19 protein-coding genes, 1 tRNA gene and 1 pseudogene are annotated in these 19,991 nt (G+C 62.1%); 14 read left to right on the plus strand and 7 right to left on the minus strand.

The window, feature by feature from the left end:
- The first annotated feature begins 10 nt into the window (after positions 1 to 10).
- Positions 11 to 859 (plus strand): protein phosphatase 2C domain-containing protein, encoded by an 849-nt coding sequence (locus JKG68_RS18015; protein WP_202062310.1) that lies wholly within the window; start codon positions 11 to 13, stop codon positions 857 to 859.
- On the opposite strand, the gene JKG68_RS18020 is transcribed toward JKG68_RS18015, so the two are convergent.
- Together JKG68_RS18020 and JKG68_RS18025 are read right to left on the minus strand one after the other, a co-directional pair.
- Positions 856 to 1,938 (minus strand): M48 family metallopeptidase, encoded by a 1,083-nt coding sequence (locus JKG68_RS18020; protein WP_202062312.1) that lies wholly within the window; start codon positions 1,936 to 1,938, stop codon positions 856 to 858. The two genes, JKG68_RS18015 and JKG68_RS18020, sit on opposite strands and share 4 nt — an antisense overlap.
- Positions 1,939 to 1,949: 11 nt before the next feature.
- Positions 1,950 to 2,507, minus strand: a complete 558-nt coding sequence (locus JKG68_RS18025) for a LemA family protein (protein WP_202062314.1) — start codon at positions 2,505 to 2,507, stop codon at positions 1,950 to 1,952.
- Positions 2,508 to 2,802: 295 nt separating this feature from the next.
- Here JKG68_RS18025 and gyrA point away from each other — a divergent pair, with 295 nt between their 5' ends.
- The 5 genes from gyrA to JKG68_RS18050 all read left to right on the plus strand — a co-directional run bounded on the left by gyrA (position 2,803) and on the right by JKG68_RS18050 (position 8,150).
- Complete coding sequence (gyrA, locus tag JKG68_RS18030; protein ID WP_202062316.1) at positions 2,803 to 5,577, plus strand: DNA gyrase subunit A; 2,775 nt, start codon at positions 2,803 to 2,805, stop codon at positions 5,575 to 5,577.
- A 464-nt stretch (positions 5,578 to 6,041) separates the two neighbouring features.
- Complete coding sequence (gene coaD / locus JKG68_RS18035) at positions 6,042 to 6,542, plus strand: pantetheine-phosphate adenylyltransferase (protein WP_202062318.1); 501 nt, start codon at positions 6,042 to 6,044, stop codon at positions 6,540 to 6,542.
- A gap of 32 nt (positions 6,543 to 6,574) precedes the next feature.
- Positions 6,575 to 7,123 carry a peptidylprolyl isomerase gene (locus JKG68_RS18040; protein WP_202062320.1) on the plus strand — a complete coding sequence of 183 codons (549 nt, stop codon included), beginning with the start codon at positions 6,575 to 6,577 and terminating at the stop codon, positions 7,121 to 7,123.
- Positions 7,124 to 7,164: 41 nt separating this feature from the next.
- A complete protein-coding gene (locus tag JKG68_RS18045) occupies positions 7,165 to 7,632 on the plus strand; it encodes a UCP034077 family protein (protein WP_202062322.1) in 468 nt (155 codons plus the stop codon).
- 50 nt (positions 7,633 to 7,682) lie between these two features.
- Positions 7,683 to 8,150: a peptidylprolyl isomerase gene (locus JKG68_RS18050; RefSeq protein ID WP_202062324.1), complete on the plus strand. Its 468-nt coding sequence runs from the start codon at positions 7,683 to 7,685 to the stop codon at positions 8,148 to 8,150.
- Positions 8,151 to 8,186: 36 nt separating this feature from the next.
- Here JKG68_RS18050 and JKG68_RS18055 read toward each other — a convergent pair whose 3' ends face one another.
- Positions 8,187 to 8,663 carry a hypothetical protein gene (locus JKG68_RS18055; RefSeq protein ID WP_202062326.1) on the minus strand — a complete coding sequence of 159 codons (477 nt, stop codon included), beginning with the start codon at positions 8,661 to 8,663 and terminating at the stop codon, positions 8,187 to 8,189.
- Between the two features lie 136 nt (positions 8,664 to 8,799).
- Between JKG68_RS18055 and queA the strand changes: the two genes are divergently transcribed.
- From queA to JKG68_RS18090, 8 genes are all read left to right on the plus strand, one after another.
- Positions 8,800 to 9,876, plus strand: coding sequence for a tRNA preQ1(34) S-adenosylmethionine ribosyltransferase-isomerase QueA (gene queA, locus JKG68_RS18060; protein WP_202062328.1), 1,077 nt, complete (start codon positions 8,800 to 8,802; stop codon positions 9,874 to 9,876).
- Positions 9,877 to 9,937: 61 nt separating this feature from the next.
- Positions 9,938 to 11,119 carry a tRNA guanosine(34) transglycosylase Tgt gene (gene tgt, locus JKG68_RS18065; protein ID WP_202062330.1) on the plus strand — a complete coding sequence of 394 codons (1,182 nt, stop codon included), beginning with the start codon at positions 9,938 to 9,940 and terminating at the stop codon, positions 11,117 to 11,119.
- A 144-nt stretch (positions 11,120 to 11,263) separates the two neighbouring features.
- Positions 11,264 to 11,339 (plus strand) — tRNA-Lys (locus tag JKG68_RS18070).
- 422 nt (positions 11,340 to 11,761) lie between these two features.
- The gene (locus JKG68_RS18075) at positions 11,762 to 12,586 is read left to right on the plus strand and encodes a chromate resistance protein ChrB domain-containing protein (RefSeq protein WP_202062332.1); all 825 of its coding nucleotides are present in this window, start codon (positions 11,762 to 11,764) and stop codon (positions 12,584 to 12,586) included.
- A 1-nt stretch (position 12,587) separates the two neighbouring features.
- Positions 12,588 to 14,003, plus strand: a complete 1,416-nt coding sequence (gene chrA / locus JKG68_RS18080; RefSeq protein WP_202062334.1) for a chromate efflux transporter — start codon at positions 12,588 to 12,590, stop codon at positions 14,001 to 14,003.
- Between the two features lie 17 nt (positions 14,004 to 14,020).
- The gene (locus JKG68_RS35155; protein ID WP_312890855.1) at positions 14,021 to 14,578 is read left to right on the plus strand and encodes an MFS transporter; all 558 of its coding nucleotides are present in this window, start codon (positions 14,021 to 14,023) and stop codon (positions 14,576 to 14,578) included.
- Positions 14,579 to 14,583: 5 nt separating this feature from the next.
- Positions 14,584 to 15,261 (plus strand): MFS transporter, encoded by a 678-nt coding sequence (locus JKG68_RS35160; RefSeq protein ID WP_312890856.1) that lies wholly within the window; start codon positions 14,584 to 14,586, stop codon positions 15,259 to 15,261.
- Positions 15,262 to 15,867: 606 nt separating this feature from the next.
- Positions 15,868 to 16,806, plus strand: a complete 939-nt coding sequence (locus JKG68_RS18090) for a sodium:calcium antiporter (RefSeq protein ID WP_202062336.1) — start codon at positions 15,868 to 15,870, stop codon at positions 16,804 to 16,806.
- Between the two features lie 131 nt (positions 16,807 to 16,937).
- On the opposite strand, the gene JKG68_RS18095 is transcribed toward JKG68_RS18090, so the two are convergent.
- From JKG68_RS18095 to JKG68_RS18110, 4 genes and pseudogenes are all read right to left on the minus strand, one after another.
- Positions 16,938 to 17,933: a Bug family tripartite tricarboxylate transporter substrate binding protein gene (locus JKG68_RS18095; protein ID WP_202062338.1), complete on the minus strand. Its 996-nt coding sequence runs from the start codon at positions 17,931 to 17,933 to the stop codon at positions 16,938 to 16,940.
- Between the two features lie 18 nt (positions 17,934 to 17,951).
- A complete protein-coding gene (locus JKG68_RS18100; RefSeq protein ID WP_281399150.1) occupies positions 17,952 to 18,233 on the minus strand; it encodes a helix-turn-helix domain-containing protein in 282 nt (93 codons plus the stop codon).
- Between the two features lie 54 nt (positions 18,234 to 18,287).
- Positions 18,288 to 18,440 (minus strand): annotated as a pseudogene (locus JKG68_RS18105) (IS6 family transposase); the annotation flags it as partial.
- A gap of 337 nt (positions 18,441 to 18,777) precedes the next feature.
- The gene (locus JKG68_RS18110; protein WP_202062342.1) at positions 18,778 to 19,494 is read right to left on the minus strand and encodes a GntR family transcriptional regulator; all 717 of its coding nucleotides are present in this window, start codon (positions 19,492 to 19,494) and stop codon (positions 18,778 to 18,780) included.
- Positions 19,495 to 19,991 lie beyond the last annotated feature (497 nt).

Below are 19,991 nucleotides of genomic sequence, written 5' to 3' on the forward strand. Positions count from 1 at the left end.
CAGGGCGACGATGTTCACGATTTTGGACCGGATCAGCTGGCCGGGTTCTCCCGACAGGGCCAACGAGGATGCCTTCGGCGCCTCAGGGGCTTGGGCCTGGGTAATCGACACCTCCATCTTCCCCGGCACTCCGGCCATCATGCACGAGAGGAGCGATGCCGCTTGGCTTGCCGGCTTCGCAAGCCGGCGCTTGTCGGATCTCGCGCCGGAAGCTCAGGACGGCTCTGCTTTGATCCGTCATGTGATGGAGGAGGCGCGCACGGCCTTCATGGCTGCGGCACCGAAGGAGCGTCAAGATTTCCTCACTTGGCCGGTCGGGGCCATGACCCTCGTACGCCACAGGGGCGGGAGCCTCGATGTCTGGACCTTTGCCGATACGACCGCCTTTGTCCGAAGGCCTGACGGCTCCGTCCTCACCGTGGGGGAGGCGCCCGGCATGAGGCAGTTCGAGGTTGCGGCCGCCGAAAGGCTCCTCCAGGCAAGTAGGGCAACGCCGGAGACCATCAACCGGACACCCGAGTTCCAGGCTTGGCTCGCCGAGCGCCGCCAGCGGCAGCGGCAGAGCAGAGGGCCCTCCCTGCTCGGTCTCGATCCCAGTGCGGCCGACCGTCTGCGGCACGGGACGGTGCCGTGCGAGGAAGGCTCAACCATCCTCCTGACCAGCGACGGCTTTTCGGCCCTTGTCGACCTCTATGGGGTGATGAATGCGGAAAGCATGATGGCGGCTGCGCTGTCGTCAGGTCTGGAGCCCTTGGCGCAGAAGGCGCGGGAGATCGAAACGCAAATCGATCCGGACGGGAGGCTCTACCCGCGCTTCAAGGTCAGCGACGACGCGACGGCCCTGCTCGTCCGGGTCTAGGCCGCCGGAGCCTCCGGCATGACGTTGCCCTGGTCAGGATCCGGCAACGCCACAGGATGCGCGCCCGCATAGCGCACCAAGGCATCGATCCGCTTCTCGATAGGTGGGTGGGAGGCGTAGAGATCCATGAACCCGGAGCGCGGATTGTCGAGGCAGAGCTCCATGACGCCGGACGGCACGTCATGGAGGTCGGTGTTGCCTTGGATCTTCACGAGAGCCGAGATCATGGCATCCGGATCTTTCGTCAGCTCGACCGCGCCAGCGTCCGCAAGGTATTCGCGTCGGCGGGACAGGGTAAAGCGGATGATGAGCGAGAGCTGCCAGGCGACCGCAATGCAGAGCGCAGCAATGACGATGGCGGCGAGGCGGCCGCCCTTCACCTTTGTTTCCTTATCCTTCTTTCCGGTGTCGTAGCGGCTTGTCTTTCGCTTGGTCGAAAGCGTCCAGAAGCCCCAATAGCCGGAACTGTCACGCAGCCAGCGATAGGCATATTCGCCCAGAAATGAGACGATCCCCACCACCAGGACGGCAATGGTCATGGTCCTGACGTCCTCGTTGCGGATGTGGGTCAGCTCATGAGCGAGCACGGCTTCCAGCTCCCGGTCATCCAGCAGATCGAGCAGGCCGCGGGTCACCGTGATCGTGTACTGATCCGGCCGGATGCCTGACGCAAAGGCATTGAGTGCTTCAGTTTCCAGAACTCTCAGCTTGGGCATGGAGAGGCCCCGGGAGATGCACAGATTCTGGAGCAGGTTGTAGACGCGAGGGGCCTCGGCACGTTCAAGGCTCGCGGAGCCGGTGGTCAGGTTGAGAATAAAGGTATTGAGGCGCAGGCCGCACCAGATCCAGATCCCCGCAAGAGCGGTCACAAGAGGTGAAACCCAGAGGGTGTCCCGAAGGCCTGCTCGAAGCAGGGGTTGGAGCGAAGTCTCGCTGCTCGCAGCCTGCGGGCCGATCTGCCACAAGAGGGCCAGCCCGAAGGTCATGAGGTAGAACATCAGGAAAAGGCCGGCGATCAGGAGCATCGAACGCCGACGATTGGCTTGAATGTGCGTATAGAGGCCGAAAGCGGGAAACACGGGGCAGGTCTTCAGAAAGCAACTTTGGGCGGCGCCTCAAGGGCTTGCCGCTGGATCTCTCCAACGTCGAAGAAGACCTGCTGCCTGAACCCCATCAGCCCTGCAAAAAGCACGGCCGGGAAATGCCCGATGGCAGCGTTGTACTCGCCAACCCCGTTGTTGAAGAAGCGGCGGGCAGCCGCGAGCTTGTCTTCGATGTCTGCCAGATCCGTCTGCAGCTGCTGGAAATTGGCGCTAGCCTTGAGGTCCGGGTAGGCTTCCCCGAGGGCCATGAGCCGCCCCAAGGCCCCGGACAAGGCGCCTTCGCTGGCAGCCTGCTCGCCGGGGGTCTGAGCCTTCAGGGCTGCGTTGCGCGTTTCGACAACCGCCTGGAGCGTCTCGCGCTCATGGGCCACATAGCCCTTTACCGTCTCGATCAGGTTGGGGATCAGGTCGTGACGCTGCTTCAGCTGAACGTCGATATCCGCAAAGGCTTGAGCCACCCGCGTCCGCAGGGTGACGAGGCTGTTATAGGTGGATATTCCATAGAGCACGAAGAGGGCGACGATTCCCCAGACCACCCAATCCATGTTCTTTTTCCTTTAGCGGCGACAGAAATTGCCATGCCACGAGCCTTACCTTTCGGCAAGCTGGGTTATCTCAGCCGTGAACTATAAACCTAGGCTTAAGCCATGCGTCAGTATGTGTCCCTTCAGGGTGGTCGTGGGCTTTGGAAAACCCCCGAAATACCTTGAAAAAAGGCTTGCAATCGCCCATCTAAAGACTTGATTTCAATTGGATTCGCGGGGCTGCCGAACGACTTGACGAAGCGGCATCGAAAGCCGCCTCTCGCGAAAGGGCAGACCGTTTTAAGAAAGACCAACCTTGACCGATCCGAACGATATCCGCTCCGGCGGCCCCGGCGGGGACCAGCCGGCCAGCGACATCAAGTTGATTTCCATCGTCGACGAGATGAAGCGCTCCTATCTCGATTACGCCATGAGCGTGATCGTGAGCCGCGCTCTGCCCGATGCGCGCGACGGCCTCAAGCCCGTGCACCGGCGCATCCTCTACTCGATGCACGAGAACGGCTATACGCCCGACAAGAAGTACGTGAAGTCCGCCCGCATCGTCGGCGACGTGATGGGTCAGTACCACCCGCATGGCGACAGCGCGATCTACGACGCCTTGGTGCGCATGGCGCAGGACTTCTCTCTGCGGCTGATGCTCGTGGACGGGCAGGGCAACTTCGGCTCCGTGGACGGCGATCCGCCGGCGGCCATGCGCTACACCGAGTCCCGTCTTGCCAAGGCGGCGATGCCGCTTCTCGACGACATCGACAAGGACACGGTCGATTTCACGCCCAACTACGACGAGTCGAAATACGAGCCTGCGGTCCTGCCCGCGCGCTTCCCGAATCTGCTCGTCAACGGCGCCGGCGGCATCGCGGTCGGCATGGCCACCAACATGCCTCCCCATAACCTGGGCGAGGTCATCGACGGCTGCCTGGCGCTCATCGACAACCCTGCCATCTCGGCCGAGGAGCTGATCGAGATCATCCCCGGCCCGGACTTTCCGACCGGCGCCCTGATCCTCGGCCGCTCCGGCGCGCGCTCGGCCTACACCACGGGCCGCGGCTCCATCATCATGCGGGCCAAGTCGGAGATCGAGGAGGTTCGCAAGGACCGCGAGGCGATCATCTTCACCGAGATTCCCTATCAGGTGAACAAGGCCTCGCTGATCGAGAAGATTGCCGAGCTGGTGCGCGAGAAGAAGATCGAGGGCATCGCGGATCTTCGCGACGAGTCCGACCGCGACGGCATGCGCATCGTGGTCGAGATCAAGCGCGACGCCATGGCGGACGTGGTGCTCAATCAGCTCTACCGCTACACCCCGCTCCAGACGAGCTTCGGCGCCAACATGGTGGCGCTCAACGGCGGCCGTCCCGAGCTGATGAACCTGAAGGACCTGATCCGCGCCTTCGTCGACTTCCGTGAGGAGGTCGTCTCCCGCCGGACCAAGTACCTGCTGAACAAGGCGCGCGAGCGCGCCCACGTATTGTGCGGCTTGGCGATTGCTGTCGCCAACATCGACGAGGTGATCCGCCTCATCCGCACGGCGCCCGATCCGAACGCCGCCCGCGAGTCCCTCATGGGCCGCGACTGGCCGGCTCATGACATCGCGCCGCTGATTGCCCTCGTGGACGATCCGCGCCACAAGATCAACGAGGACGGCACCTACCGTCTCTCCGAGACCCAGGCCCGCGCCATCCTCGACCTGCGCCTGCAGCGCCTCACGGCTCTCGGCCGGGACGAGATCGGCGACGAGCTGTCGAAGCTTGCGGCCGAGATCTCGGACTATCTCGAGATCCTGCGCTCCCGTGTTCGCATCATGGGCATCATCAGGGACGAGCTGACCGAGGTTCGCCAAACCTTTGCGACCCCCCGCAAGACCCAGATCGTGGACTGGGATTCGGACCTGGACGACGAGGATCTCATCGCCCGCGAGGACATGGTCGTGACCGTGTCGCACGCCGGCTATATCAAGCGCGTGCCGCTCTCGACCTACCGGGCGCAGCGCCGCGGGGGCAAGGGCCGCTCCGCCATGACGACACGGGACGAGGATTTCGTCACCCGCCTGTTCGTGGCGAACACCCACACGCCGGTGATCTTCTTCTCGTCCGAGGGCCAAGCCTACAAGGAGAAGGTGTGGCGCCTGCCGCTGGCTGCTCCCAACGCCAAGGGCAAGGCCCTGGTGAACATGCTGCCCATCAAGCAGGGCGAGCGCATCACCACGATCATGCCGCTGCCTGAGGACGAGGCGTCCTGGGACAAGCTGGACGTGATGTTCGCCACCTCCCGCGGCACGGTTCGCCGCAACAAGCTTTCGGACTTCGTCCAGGTCAATCGCGGCGGCAAGATCGCCATGAAGCTGGGTGAGGGCGAGCACATCGTCGACGTGCAGATCTGCTCGGAAAACGACGACGTGCTGCTCACCACGGCCAAGGGACAGTGCATCCGCTTCCCGGTCACGGACGTGCGCGTCTTCAAGGGGCGCGACTCCATGGGCGTGCGCGGCATCAACCTGGCCGAGGGCGACGACATCATCTCGATGGCGATCCTGCGCCACGTGGAAGCGACCGGCGAAGAGCGGGCGGCCTATCTCAAGATGCGCCGCGCCGTCACCGGCGAGCAGATGGGCTCGGACGCCGATGCCGCGGACGATGCGGAGGAGGCAAGCGCCGATGCCACGCTCTCCCAGGAGCGCTACGCGGAGATGAGCGCGCAGGAACAGTGCATCCTGACGCTCTCCGAAAAGGGCTACGGCAAGCGCACGCTTTCCTACGAGTACCGCATCACCGGACGCGGCGGCAAAGGTATCACGGCCATGGCGGTGAACAGCCGCAACGGCAAGCTGGTGGCCTCGTTCCCGGTCGAGGCTTCGGACCAGATCATGCTCGTCACCGATGGCGGCCAGCTGATCCGCGTACCGGTGGAAGGCATCCGCGTCGTGGGCCGCAACTCGCAAGGCGTCACCATCTTCTCCACCCGAGACAAGGAGAAGGTGGTCTCGGTGGAACACATCGAGGGTGAAGACGGCGAAGAGGTCGAGGGCGTGGATGACGCTGCGACCGAGGGCGGTGAGGCTGCGGAAGAATAATCTCCTCCCGTTTCCCAGTTGAGAATAATGGCCGGGTTTGTCCCGGCCATTTTCATAGAGTAGGTAAGATCAATACAGCGAGTCTCTTCGTATGGCTTTGATTTGCCAGTGTCGTTCCCGGGCGGCCAAAGGCCAACCTGCAATCCATGAAAAGTTGGTTCTGGCCAGAATTGAAACCTTGTTATGCCAGATTATGGATTGCCGAGCGGCCTCTCAGACGGGGTTCCGCTGCGCAGCCGCGGAATGACAGCCAGAGCGCAAGATGGGTTTGCGGAACTCAGCCGAGACTCGCGAGCGCTGCCGGGCTTAGAACCGCAACAGCCGTGATGGCGACGATGAAGAGACGGAAGATCATAGCTTTCTCCTGACCTAAGGTTAGCCATATCTCTCACCTCCATGCCATGCCTGCCGTGCGCCAACGCACGGCTTGCTCAGCGGCGCCAATCCCGCTACGCCTTAGCCTTATGACACGCACCGCCCTCTATACCGGCACCTTTGACCCCGTCACCAACGGCCATCTGGACGTTCTGCGCCAGGCCTGCAGCGTAGCCGACAGGATTGTGGTGGCCATCGGCGTTCACTCCTCCAAGGCGCCGATCTTTTCCGCCGAGGAGCGGGCCGACATGCTCCGCGCCGCCTGCGGACCTATCCTGCAGGAAAAGGGTGTGGCGCTCGAGGTGGCGACCTTCAAGGATTTGGCGGTCGAGGCGGCCCGCCGCCATGGGGCAAGCCTTATCGTGCGTGGCCTGCGTGACGGATCGGATTTCGATTACGAGATCCAGATGGCCTCCATGAACGCCGCCATTGCACCGGAGGTCCAGACCCTCTTCTTCCCAGCTTCTCCTCCCGTTCGCCCGATTACCGCCACGCTTGTGCGGCAGATCGCCGGCATGGGCGGCGATGTCTCGGCCTTCGTGCCGGGTCTTGTCGCCGAGCGCTTGCAGGCCAAATTCAAGCGGCCATAAAGTTTCACGTTCTCGAAAGGAGACCTACACCCATGAAGCGTTTGCTCGCAGCCGGAGCGCTTGTGCTCGCCGGCCTCGTTCCGGCAACTGCCCAACAGGCTAACGATCCGCAGAACACCGTCCTCCTGGACACCAAGGACGGCCGCATCACCATCCGCCTGCGCCCGGACCTGGCTCCCAAGCACGTGGAGCAGATCAAGACGCTCACGAAGCAGGGCTTCTATAATGGCGTCGTCTTCCACCGGGTGATCGATGGCTTCATGGCCCAGGCCGGCGATCCCACCGGCACCGGCACCGGCAAGTCCAGCCTGCCCAACATTCCGGCCGAGTTCACCAAGACCCAGTACAAGCGCGGCTCCGTCGGCATGGCGCGCTCCCAGAGCCCCGATTCCGCCAACAGCCAGTTCTTCATCTGCTACGAGGGCTGCGGCCCGTTGACTGGCCAGTACACCATCTTCGGTGAGGTCGTGTCCGGCATGGATGTGGTCGACAAGATCAAGAAGGGGGATGCCGCCGCCAATGGCATGGTGTCGAACCCCGACAAGATCGTGAAGATGCAGCTCGCGGCCGACGCTAAGTAATGCGGCTTGGCCACATAGCGGGAGCGCGGCGCTGTACTGCCGTGCTTCTTCTTGCGGCAACCCTGGCTTCACCGGTTGCTGCTCAGGGCTTGCCGCATTTCGACGATCCGGACGAGCGGCAGCGCCAGTTCGAGCGGCCTCCGCCGCTGCCTGAGGGCCTCCGAGGGACCGTGCGGCCGCGGGCCGATGCACCTCAGGTCGAGCGGATCGACCGCATCGCCCAGATTTTTCAGGCGATCCAAGCCTGCTGGCGTCCTCCTGCGGGCAGCGGCTTTTCGGGCCAGGAGATCACCCTGCGCATCAGCTTCAAACGCAGTGGCGAGGTTCTGGGCCAGCCTCGCATCACCTATTACAAGGCCGGCACCGAGGCCGACCAGCGCGAGCCTTTCACCCGCGCTGTTCGCGAGGCCTTCGAGCGCTGCACACCGCTTCCCTTTACGGAAAGCTTCGGACGTGCCATTGCCGGGCGTATCTTCGCCTTTCGTTTTGTCGATGCCCGGCCTATGTGAGCGGGCAGGCGGCCGATTCCAACCGAACAGAGCCAATACAGGAGACTTCGATGGCAGATCCGGAAAACACCCTCATCCTGGAAACCACCAAGGGCCGCGTGGTCATCGAGCTGCGCCCCGATCTCGCGCCGGGTCACGTGGAGCGGATCAAGACCCTGGCCCGCAAGGGATTTTATGACGGCGTTGTCTTTCACCGGGTGATCGACGGCTTCATGGCCCAGACCGGCGACCCGACCGGGACCGGCACAGGCGGCTCCGACCTGCCGGACCTCAGGGCCGAGTTCAACGCTGAGCCGCATGTGCGCGGCACCTGCTCCATGGCGCGCACGAATGCGCCGCATTCCGCCAACTCGCAGTTCTTCATCTGCTTCGACGATGCCCGCTTCCTCGACAAGCAGTACACCGTGTGGGGCAAAGTGACCGAAGGCATGGAGAACGTGGACAAGATCAAGCGCGGCGAGCCCGTGCGCGATCCCGACAGCATTGTCTCCATGAAGGTCGCGGCGGACGCGGCCTGATCAGCCGCCTGTCTTCGAAGGGTCCGATAGCCGGCCTTACTTGAGGCCGGCTATTGCGTTTCTAGCGGATTGTAGACGCTTGAGTTCCCGGTCTTCCTGGAGGCGTGCCTTATGCTGCTGCATCCCCTGAACCCCGCGAACGCCATGAATGCTCAACAGGAGCATTAGAAGCCAGGCGGCAAATGCTACGGTGGAGTCATCACGCAGGGCAAAAACGGCGTCGTACGTGCGCAGGATGAGTCCGAAGGCTGCGGCCCCAAGGCTGTGCTTGCGCCACAGGCGCAGGGCCGAGACGACAAAGACCATCGCGAACATCATCGTGATGATGAAGACGATCACACGCTGGTCCACCGTAGCATTGACGCCGCCGATGCTCCATTCCGGAAAGAATTGTTTGAAAGCCTTGTACATCATGGCCAGACCAATGATAGCCAAGCTTATGGTCCCGTACAGAATGGCAATCTTGCGGCCTTTCTCCGTACCGGTGTCCGGACAGAGGATGTTCAGCAGCATAATCGCCTCCTTCAAGATTTTCCTAAGCTACAAAACGCTATAGCATTATAAGGTTCCCGCTGGGGTCCGGCAGCTCTCTCCTGCTGTTGACCTTGTGCCATTCGGACCCGTAAACCGTCTCCGGAGTGGAGAGATCATGCGCGTCGACTTGTTCGATTTCGATCTGCCTGAAACCAGCATCGCGCTCCGCCCGGTGGAGCCGCGGGATGGCGCGCGCATGCTCGTGGTCAGGCCTGAAGATAGGCTTGAGGACCACACCGTTAGCGACCTGCCCGACCTGCTGCAGCCAGGCGATGTGCTGGTGCTCAACGACACCAAAGTGATTCCATCCCGGCTCTTCGGCCTTCGCGTGCGGGAGGAGACGGCCGCTCGCGTCGAGATCATGCTCCACAAGCGGGAGGGCGCTGACCGCTGGCGCGCCTTCGCCCGGCCGGCCAAGAAGCTCAATGTGGGCGACCGTATCCGCTTCGGCGAAGCTGCCGAGAGCACCGCCTGCGAGCTCGTGCGGCTCGATGCCGAGGTGGAGGAAAAAGGCGAGGGGGGCGACGTGGCCCTGCGCTTCTCCTTTGCCGGTGCATATCTCGATGAGGCTATCGCTCGCCTCGGGGAGCTGCCCCTGCCGCCCTACATCGCGGGCAAGCGCCCAACTGACGATAAGGACCGGTCCGATTACCAGACCGTTTACGCCAAGGACGAGGGTGCCGTCGCTGCACCCACGGCCGGCCTACACTTCACGGACGACCTGTTTCGGCGCCTTGACGAGCGCGGCATCACCCGTCAGTTCGTCACCCTCCATGTGGGCGCGGGCACGTTCCTGCCCGTGAAGGCGGAGGATACCGCCGAGCACCGGATGCATGCGGAATGGGGCTCCGTCTCCGAGGAGACCGCGCGGGCGCTTAACGAAGCGCGGGCCAGGGGAGGGCGCATCGTCGCCGTGGGCACCACGTCGCTCCGGCTCCTGGAGAGCGCCGCTCAGGATGATGGCTCCATCGTGCCGTTTTCCGGCGACACCGCCATCTTCATCACCCCCGGCTACCGCTTCAAGGCGGTGGACGTGCTGATGACCAATTTCCACCTGCCACGCTCGACCCTGTTCATGCTGGTGTCTGCCTTTTCAGGGCTGGATTGCATGAGGGCGGCCTATGCCCACGCTATTGAAACAGGCTATCGCTTCTACTCCTATGGCGATGCGAGTTTGCTGTTTCGGCGTTGATGATCCATCACAGTACGTTCCCGCCCGTGACCGGCGGTTTGAAACACCTCGCGAGGTTTGTATGACCACCGACAACTTCACCTTTACGGTCAACAAAACCGACGGGGCGGCCCGCACCGGTGAGATCCGAATGCCCCGCGGCGTCATCCGCACGCCTGCCTTCATGCCTGTCGGCACGGCCGCCACCGTGAAGGCCATGTACCCTGATCAGGTAAAGGCGCTCGGAGCGGACGTGGTTCTCGGCAATACCTATCACCTCATGCTCCGCCCCGGCGCGGAACGGGTGGCCCGGCTCGGCGGGCTGCATCATTTCATGAACTGGCCCTACCCGATCCTCACCGATTCCGGCGGTTTCCAGGTCATGTCCCTGTCGGCCCTGCGCAAGATCGACGAGACGGGCGTCACGTTCCAGTCCCATATCGACGGATCAACCCACGTCCTTACGCCGGAGCGCTCCATCGAAATTCAAGGCCTGCTCGGATCCGACATCCAGATGCAGCTCGACGAATGCGTGAAGCTCCCATGCCCGGACGATGTGGCCGAGAAGGCCATGCGTCTATCCTTGCGCTGGGCCGAGCGCTGCCGGGTTGCCTTCGGCGAGCAGCTGGGCAAGGCCATGTTCGGCATCGTCCAGGGCGGCGCGGTCGAGCGGCTGCGCATCGAGAGCGCCAGGGAGCTCGCTGCTCTGGATTTGAAGGGATACGCCATCGGCGGCCTCGCCGTGGGTGAGCCGCAGGAGGTGATGCTGCGCATGATCGAGACGGTCGAGCCGCATATGCCCAAGGAAAAACCCCGCTATCTCATGGGCGTCGGCACACCGGACGACATCGTCGAGGCAGTGCGCCGGGGCGTCGACATGTTCGATTGCGTCATGCCGACCCGTGCCGGACGCCACGGGCAGGTCTTCACCCGCCATGGCCGCATGAACCTCCGCAATGCACGCTTCGCGGAAGATAAGAGCCCCCTTGACCCTGAGTCGAAGTGCACGGCCTCCAATACCTATTCCCGAGCCTATCTTCACCATCTCGTTCGCTCCAACGAGATTTTGGGGATGATGCTGCTCACTTGGAATAACCTTGCCTATTATCAGGAACTTACGGCCGGCCTGCGAAAGGCTATCGCCGATAGCCGGCTTGAGGATTATATCGGCGAGGTCAAAGAGGGGTGGGCCAAAGGCGAGCGGGACAGCAAGGCCGAGCAGGGCCAGCATGCCAACAACATAGCCATGGTGGAGGAAGGCTGAGCCTCCTGGTTTCAAGCCTCCGATCCGCAGGGGTAATATCCTGAAAACAGCCTGCTTGGCTTTGGAAATGAGGATTCAGGCCTCCAAGTGGGGCTTTTCGATTGACCCAAGGCTCAAGAGCCCCTATCTCGGGCTCACCCCTGGGAGCGCGTAGCTCAGCCGGTAGAGCATCTGACTTTTAATCAGAGGGTCCTGGGTTCGAGTCCCAGCGCGCTCACCACCCTAAACCCTTAACCGGCAAGGGTTCTAACAATTTCTTGCGTCTGCAGCCCTGCAGCTATTTTTATCCCGGGTAACGGCACGGGTAACAGCAGACGAACTCCGAGCAGTCTGCGCCAGCCCTGCCTCACTTCGCGCTGGACATCAAAACGTCCGCAAATGCGCGACGAGCGGACACTCATAAGGCCACGCTTAAAGGCAGTTCGTGACCCGTTCCGGACCTTCGGCACGCTGGCCATTGGGCATGCGAGCGACAGAGGCGGTCAGGAAGCGCCATCATCATCCGCTTCTTGCCTTCTGATTGAGCTTGTTGACAACGCATCTTCGGATCACATCTATTGAGCCCATGGGGGCTGCGATCCCCTCACGAGGCGCCATGCCCAAGTATCGCGTCCAGCTCTCCTTCAGCAAGGACGCGTCTTCATGCCGTCAATCAACGCCATCTCCGCTGACAAGCTCGCCCGCCTGGTCGGCACGCCCAAGTGCCCGGTCCTCATCGATGTCCAGACCGATGACGACTTCGCCACTGACCCGCGCCTGGTCCCGGGAGCCGTCCGCCGCCCTTGGTCCCTCGTCTCCCAGTGGGCTCATGAGTTCACGGGCCGCTCCGTCATTGTCATCTGCCAGAAGGGTCTCAAGATCAGCCAGGGCGTGGCCGCCTGGCTTCGGCACGAGGGTGTTCCTGCGGACTCTCTCGAGGGTGGCGCGTTGGCGTGGGCGCGGGCGGGTCTGCCCATGGTGCCGGAGGCCGTGCTGCCTCCCCGGGATGCCCAGGGCCGCACCGTCTGGGTAACCCGCGCCCGTCCCAAGGTCGACCGCATCGCCTGTCCCTGGCTCATCCGCCGCTTCGTTGACCCGCAGGCCGTCTTCCTGTTCGTGGTCGCATCGGAAGTCCCCGCCGTCGCGCAGCGCTTCGGGGCAGCCCCGTTCGACATTGAAGGCGAGGACTTGTTCTGGAGCCATCGCGGCGAGAAGTGCACATTCGACACCATGGTCGAGGAGTTCGGCCTCGCGACGGAGCCTCTGCTGCGCCTCGCCACCATCGTGCGCGGTGCCGACACAGCCCGTCCCGATCTGGCGCCCGAGGCACCAGGCCTGCTCGCCGCCTCGCTCGGGCTCTCGCGCATGTATGCCGACGACCTCGAGCAGCTCGAGGCCGGGATGGCGCTCTACGACGCCTTCTACCGTTGGTGCCGGGATGCCACCGACGAAATCCACAACTGGCCCATGAGAAAGCCGGGTGTTTGACATGACGGACACAACGACCATCACGAAGGTGCGCGCAGGCGCTGGGGAAGCATCCCATGGCGTCAGCCTCGGCGAGGCCTTCCGCGTCTGGGCCCGCGTCGCCGCCCTCAGCTTCGGCGGCCCTGCCGGCCAGATCGCGGTCATGCACCGCATCATCGTCGAGGAGAAGCGATGGATCGGCGAGAACCGCTTCCTGCATGCCCTGAACTACTGCATGCTCCTGCCGGGTCCTGAGGCGCAGCAACTCGCCACCTACATCGGCTGGCTCATGCACCGCACGCTCGGCGGTGTCATTGCCGGGGTGCTGTTCGTGCTACCGGGTGTGATCTCGATTATGGCGCTCAGCATCATCTACGCCCTGTTCGGCAAGGTTGGCATCGTCTCGGCCCTGTTCTTCGGCCTCAAGGCCGCGGTGCTTGCTGTCGTGCTGCAAGCGGTGGTGCGCATCGGGGGCAAGGCGCTCAAGAACCGAATTATGATCGGCCTCGCGGCCGCCGCCTTCATCGCGATCTTCTTCTTCGGGGTGCCGTTCCCGATCATCGTGCTCACCGCCGGAGTCATCGGGTTCTTCGGCGGACGCGCGGGTGTTCCGGCCTTCCAGGTGGGAGGCGGGCACGGTGCCGCCAAGGACGGCAAGCAGGTTGCTGATGCCGAGGCCTTGCTGGGCGAGGACCTGCCCGAGCATGCCCGCCCGACTGTGGCTCGGGCTCTGTGGGTATCGGCGATCAGTCTCGCGCTGTGGCTCGTGCCTGTCGCCCTCCTGCTGATGACGCTCGGGCCCGACAACGTGTTCAGCCGGATCGCCACCTTCTTCTCCACCATGGCGGTCGTGACCTTCGGCGGCGCGTACGCGGTCTTGGCCTACGTGGCCCAGCAGGCGGTCGAGAGCTACGGCTGGCTCCAGCCCGGCGAGATGCTCGACGGGCTCGGCATGGCCGAGACCACGCCAGGACCGCTGATCATGGTCCTCCAATTCGTGGGATTCATGGGCGCGTTCCGCGACCCCGGCGCGCTGTCTCCCCTGATGGCGGGCGTGCTCGGAGGCCTGCTCGCCACCTGGGTCACCTTCGTGCCCTGCTTCCTGTTCATCTTCCTGGGTGCGCCGTTCATCGAGGCGCTGCGCGGCAACCGAGCCCTGCACGGGGCGCTATCGGCGATCACGGCAGCCGTGGTCGGCGTGGTGCTGAACCTCGCGATCTGGTTCGCGATCCATACGGTGTTCCGTGAGACATGGGCCGTGCGGAGTTTCGGCCTGTCCTTCGACGCCCCCGTGCTCGCGAGCGTCGACGTCTGGGCGCTGCTGCTGTCGGCGGCGGCGGTGATCGCCATGTTCCGGTTCAAGGTCGGCATGATCCCGACGCTCGCCGCCTGCTCTGCCATCGGGGTCGTCCTGTACCTCGTGGGAGCGATCTCCTGATGTGAGGGAGAGGGCAGTTGCTCCAGGGTCAAAGTGCGACAGGAACAATCGAGGAGATACAGGCCAAAAGCCTGCGGCCCGACATCAGTCTCGTCCTCGTGGCCCGGTCGCTGCGGGCCTTCGGCGATGGCTACGTGGCGATCCTGCTGCCGGTGCATCTGTCTCGGCTGGGCTACGACGCCTTCGGTGTCGGTTTCATCGCAACCGCGTCATTGCTGAGTTCCGCCCTGCTGACGCTCGCGCTCGGGCTCGTTGCTTATCGGATCCCGCGGCGCCGAGCCCTGCTGGCCGCAGCCCTTCTCATGCTGGCAACCAGATTGGGCTTTGCCGGGATCGACGGCTTCTGGCCGCTGCTGGTGATCGCCTTCGTCGGAACCCTCAATCCATCCGGTGGCGACGTCAGCGTCTTTTTGCCCCTCGAACACACAGTCCTCTCCCATGTCGTCGCGGACCAGGACCGGACGGCGGCATTCGCCCGCTACAGTTTCGTCGGCGCCTTCTTCGGTGCTCTCGGAGCTCTCTCCGTCGGCGTGGTCGATTGGCTTGCCCAGTCGTCGCACCGTCGGTTACGGTGACTGCCTTGTTCGGACTTTACGCAGCCATCGGGCTGCTCACGTTCCTGCTCTACCGGCGGCTGTCGCCGCAGGTCGAGGCCAGCACCGACAACCCACCGGTACCACTTGGTCCCTCGCGCGGGATCGTCTACCGCTTGGCGGCCCTGTTCTCGGTCGACGCCTTCGGTGGTGGGCTCGTCATCAATGCCCTGCTGGCGCTCTGGCTCAGCGAGAGGTTCGGTATCAGCATCGCCACCATCGGCGCGATCTTCTTCGTCACCAGCCTGTGCTCGGCGGTTTCTTATTTTGCGGCGGTGCCGTTGGCGCGACGGTTCGGCTTGATCAACACCATGGTGTTCACGCACCTGCCGTCGAGCGTCTTCCTGATCCTGACCGCCTTCGCACCGACCATCTGGATAGCGTTCGGGCTCCTGATCCTGCGGAGCCTGCTGTCGCAGATGGACGTGCCAACGCGGTCCTCCTACGTCATGGCGGTGGTCACGCCAGAAGAGAGGCCCGCCGCCGCGAGTGTGACGGCGGTGCCGCGGAGCCTCGCGTCGGCGCTCGCCCCGCTGCTGTCCGGATGGCTGCTGACCGTGTCGCCGTTCGGCTGGCCGCTCGTCCTCGCTGGTACCCTGAAGGCCGCCTACGACCTCACGCTGCTGCGGCGGTTCTCAAGCATCAAGCCGCCGGAGGAGCGCTGATGCGGTTCAGGTCCAGCGGGATAGGAAAAGGCGGGGGAGCAGCATAGGAGAGCCAATGGGCCCCTCATTGAAATGGTTGCTCGCGATGGCCGCTCTGTCTCGGAACGTCTCGTAATGGCACGGGGCTGACCTTAGCCGTACTTCCGTCTAGCTAGGATGAGCGGACCTTCCCACGGAAATCCGCTTCTACTCAGTTTGACCCAGATCAGACCTTCCGACCTCCGAAAGTACCACAAGGATACAAAGAGCCGAGCCTCCAGATGGATCGACGCACCAGAGTTGATCCCGCACATTGCAAGGAGCCAGCAGCATACCAAAAGGACCTTTCTCTGCTATTTCCTTCCTTCCGGAGAACCTTTCTGAGCGTCAAAGCCTTAAGCGTGGGGATAGCTATGGAGACGGTTGTCACACGGACGCTCGTGAACATCGCAGGCATGCTTGCCCTCGTTCTCTTGGTTGTTCTGATGGGACGTTTGCTATGAGCCATAGCTCTCGTCACGTTCCTTGGTGCCGTTAATCACCCTTGTTCAACGGGAATTCAGCTCTCATCATGCTTGCACTCGTCCTATGGCTCGCCGTCATCCCAGTCGGAATTGCGGTCATGCAATGGGGGCGTCGTCCGCTGCCGATCTTCTGGAGCGCATACGCGACCGCTTTGCTTTGCCCGCGACAGCAGGCGGCGCGCTGATGGGCCTTGCCACCGCGTCTCCCGAAACAGCTGTCAACGTTGCGAGCGTGGCATTCGGCTGGCCTGACCTAGGTCTTGGCGCAGCTCTTGGGTCCAATGTACCTGCTTTGCCCCTTGTTTTCGGTCTCGCATATCTTGGAGGCCGCTATGCCGACCGGGGGGCGAACAGACCATCCACCATCAGCGAGGACGGAACACCGACCGTCAAGCCTCAAGCAGTGCCGGTCCAGGTTCTCCCGTATCTCGGCATTGTTCTGCTTCTTGCCTTGCTGACTTTGCCCCCGGCTTGGGCTGGCCTCCAGCCAATCGACGGCGTTATCCTGTTCCTCGCATGGGTGGCCTTCTTTGACCGTGCCGTCTGGCGCAAGCCCTGGCGACAACAGGAGCGCTCCTCGGCTCCGCTTGTGGCCAGAAAGGCCGTTCTGCTTGGGCTTCCTGCCGTCGCTTTGGGTGCGCTCGCCAGCGTATATGCCGCGCAGAAGGCTGGCAGTGCACTTGGCTGGTCCGATCTGGTGGTGGGGTTGTTTGCCATCGGGTTTCTCTGCGCGCTGCCGGAGTCCTACTCCGCTTTTCGGTTCGCTCGAGACGGCAAGCCGACTTTGGCGGTTTCGGGTGCCACCGCAGATGGGATCGTGTCCTTGAGTATCGCGCTGCTTCCCGCGGCGTTTATCGGAGCAACGGTCGGCAACTATGCGGTTTACGTCGTCAATGTTGGGTTCCTCATCGTCGTTCTGAGCCTCTACGCGATCTTCAACCACAAACGACGCGGACAGGAGCTCGGGCCGAGGTTCGTTGCTTTGTTTCTGGGGCTCTATGGAGGGTACATCGCCCTTATGGTGTGGGTGTTATTGGCATAGGTCGCCAGGTCTTGACCTGCTTCCCCTGCCTAAACTCCCGTACCATTGAACAACGCTGTTACTGATGATCTTTGGGCGAAGGATCCTTCGCCCAGAGATGTGCTTGTGATGAAACTGGTCCTAGAGACGGATCAGTCGATCTGAACCCCGGCCTCCTTCACCACCGGGGTCCACTTGGCGATCTCGGTTTTGACGTGCTCGCCCAGAGCCTCCGGCGTTGAGCCGACTACCGTGGCGCTGAAGGTCTTGAGCCGCTCCTGCACAGCCGGGTCCTTGACGGCCTTGAGCGCCTCCGCGTTCAGACGGTCCACCACTGCCTTGGGAGTGTTCGGCGGGGCAAACAGAGCATTCCAGGTGTAGGTCTCATACCCGGCCAGGCCACCCTCGGCGATGGTTGGCATGTCTGGAAAGGACGGCGCCCGCTCCTTTGTGGTTACGGCAATGCCGCGCAGCGTACCGGCCCGGATGAACTCGGAGGCTGAGGGCAGGTTGTCGAACATGATCGGCACTTGATTGGCCACGACATCGTTCAGGGCCGGTCCGGAGCCGCGATACGCGATGTGCTGCATTGTGACCTTCGCCATGCTCTTGAACAGTTCGCCCGATAGGTGAAGCGGCGTACCGACGCCTGACGAGGCGTAGTTGTACTTGGACGGATCAGCTTTCAGCAGCGCGATCAGCTCCGGCACTGTCTTGGCTGGCAGGCTGGGGTGGACCACCAGCACGTTGGGCACGATGACCAGCAGTGACACCGGAGTGAAGTCCGTCACTGCATCGTAGGGTTTACGCTTGAGCATGAGGGGGTTGAGCGCGTGCGTGGCAACGGTGCCCATCAGAATGGAGTAGCCGTCAGGCTCCGCCTTGGCGACGCGGGCCGCACCGGTGCTACCGCCGGCGCCAGCGACGTTCTCCACGATCACCTGCTGCCCTAAGCCCTCAGACATCTTCTGGGCGATGATGCGCGCGACCACGTCGGTCGAGCCGCCGGCGGCAAACGGCACCACCATAGTGATTGGACGGGTGGGAAATGTCTGAGCGGCGCCGGGTGCAAGGCTCAGAGCGGTCCCAGCCAGCAGTGCGCCGGCGGCGAGGAGAGCTTGGCGTCGGGTTGTTCTGATCACGGTCATGTCTCCAGGATTGGATGGTCAGCGGCAGGAATACAGCCCCTTGGCAGTCTCACATAGCCAACACATGATCCATGTCCATGATCCAGACGCCGGCCGGGTGGCGAGACTGGCTTCGCCGGCGGTCACGAAGGCGTCGCGCCAGGTGCTCAGCGTTGCAGCCGTCACGCCCAGGGAGCGCGAGACCGTGTCGAGATCCTCACCCCGCAACAGGCGCAGAACCGCCTCGCGTTTGCGCTGGCGCGACATGCGCCCACCGCGGCCCGGACCCGCTGCATCCTTCATCGTCTCTGTCATCGTCATCACCCTTCTGCGGATCTCGTCCACTTACAGGGTGTCTCAGGAAACTGTAGGGCAGAGGAAACGGAAGATCGTGGATGGATCAACGGCGATACCGCGCTCGGACATCATCTCGGCGAGATCGCGGTAGCTGATGCCGTACTTGCAGTACCAGCGCACACATATCAGGATGATCTCAACCGGGAAGCGACGGCGCTTGAACAGATACACGGGAGCGGATCCTTGATGAACCGCTCCTCGCTATACGGCCGAGGTTCATGCAACGGTGCCAGTGGCTGCACCGGCTGATGTTTCGTCGGCACCGGCGTTCTGAAGCGCGGAAAAAGTTTGGATTCCAAGCTGATCTAGTGGAGCAATGACAAGGTCTGTCCCATCATTTTCTTTCGGTTCTACCCGTTCGAAGTTTCCGCACGTCTATGATGCTCAGTTAATCTTAATATCGGCGAAAGGATTAATCCGGCGCAAGCATAAAGTGTCGGAACTGTCACATACGAGGCAACGTCAGATGCCAGACAAGCGACAACAGCCGCAGCAATCGGACTGTTTTTTATTCCGGCGTGAAGATCTCAGGGTTCTGACCTGACACACGTTCTAACTCCTCTATGACAGCTTCCAAATGGGTCTTCATAGCGCGCCGTGCTGCCTCAGCGTCACGAGCTTCAAGGGAATGGAGCACCTCGCGATGTTCAATAAGGGTAGCCATGTGCCGACGCGGCGAAGAGAGAAGGCGACGAGCTCGATCAACGTTAGCACGTGACACCGCGATCATCGCTGCAATCCGCGGAAGCTCCAGCGACTCTACCAGAGTGTTATGAAACACTACATCAAGGCTGTGAAACTCCGATGGATCCTTTCGCGCAACAGCGTGCTCTTGAGCCTGCAGATTATCCCGGAGCACGTCCAACGTAGATGGCGATAGGCGCTGAGCGGCTGTCGCAGCCACCAGCTCCTCTAAAGCTTGGCGGATCAACATGAACTCCTTAATTACGGGCAGACGTATTCGGGTTACGTGGGTGCCGCGTTGTGGCAGAACCTCAACGAGGCCTTCTACGGCTAAGCGCGCTAGCGCCTCCGAAACAGGAAACATCGATACGCCAAGTCTAGCACAGACGGCTCTTTTGTCGATAAATTCGCCCGGAGCGAAGTCCAAGGAAAGAACTGCAGTTCGCAGTGACTGCTCCACCTGTTCCAAAGTACTTCCACGGGGTCGATGCTCAAGACGAGCAAGGAACATATATTTTCTGTTCTTGTCGGGCGCTTGCATGGTGCGGGATTTTTAACAGTTACATACTTCCGACGCCATAGTCTGATAAAGACGGTGATGCTTGCAACCTATTCTCCAAAGTTTAGAAAGCAGGGCAGAGTATTTATGTCGTTTGTGATTGATAAGCTGTCTTGAGGATCAGATCGACATCGTACGCCGACTAGGCCTAATCCCTGCTCGCACAAGGGCTAAAAATCCGGGATGAAACTTATATGCTTGACTGTAGATGAGGGTGCTGGATCTAGACTACCAATCAGCCGAAAGTCTAAGGAGGAAATTGCGGCTTCCTTCGTGGTCTGAAGCTTGTTGGAGTTACCAAATTCCAATAACCCGTTGTCCATTGCCGACAAACTGGGGAGGGCAAATCATAACGACCCTAGTCGCCTAAAGTCGATAGAGCAGACGTGTTACCAATCCCTTCCGCTGAACTAATCTCACTTGACACACTACAGACATTGCTATCTTTTTTAAGAAAATTGGCCGGACCAATCTAGATA

The organism is Microvirga aerilata (assembly GCF_016743775.1).
Taxonomy (GTDB): domain Bacteria; phylum Pseudomonadota; class Alphaproteobacteria; order Rhizobiales; family Beijerinckiaceae; genus Microvirga; species Microvirga aerilata.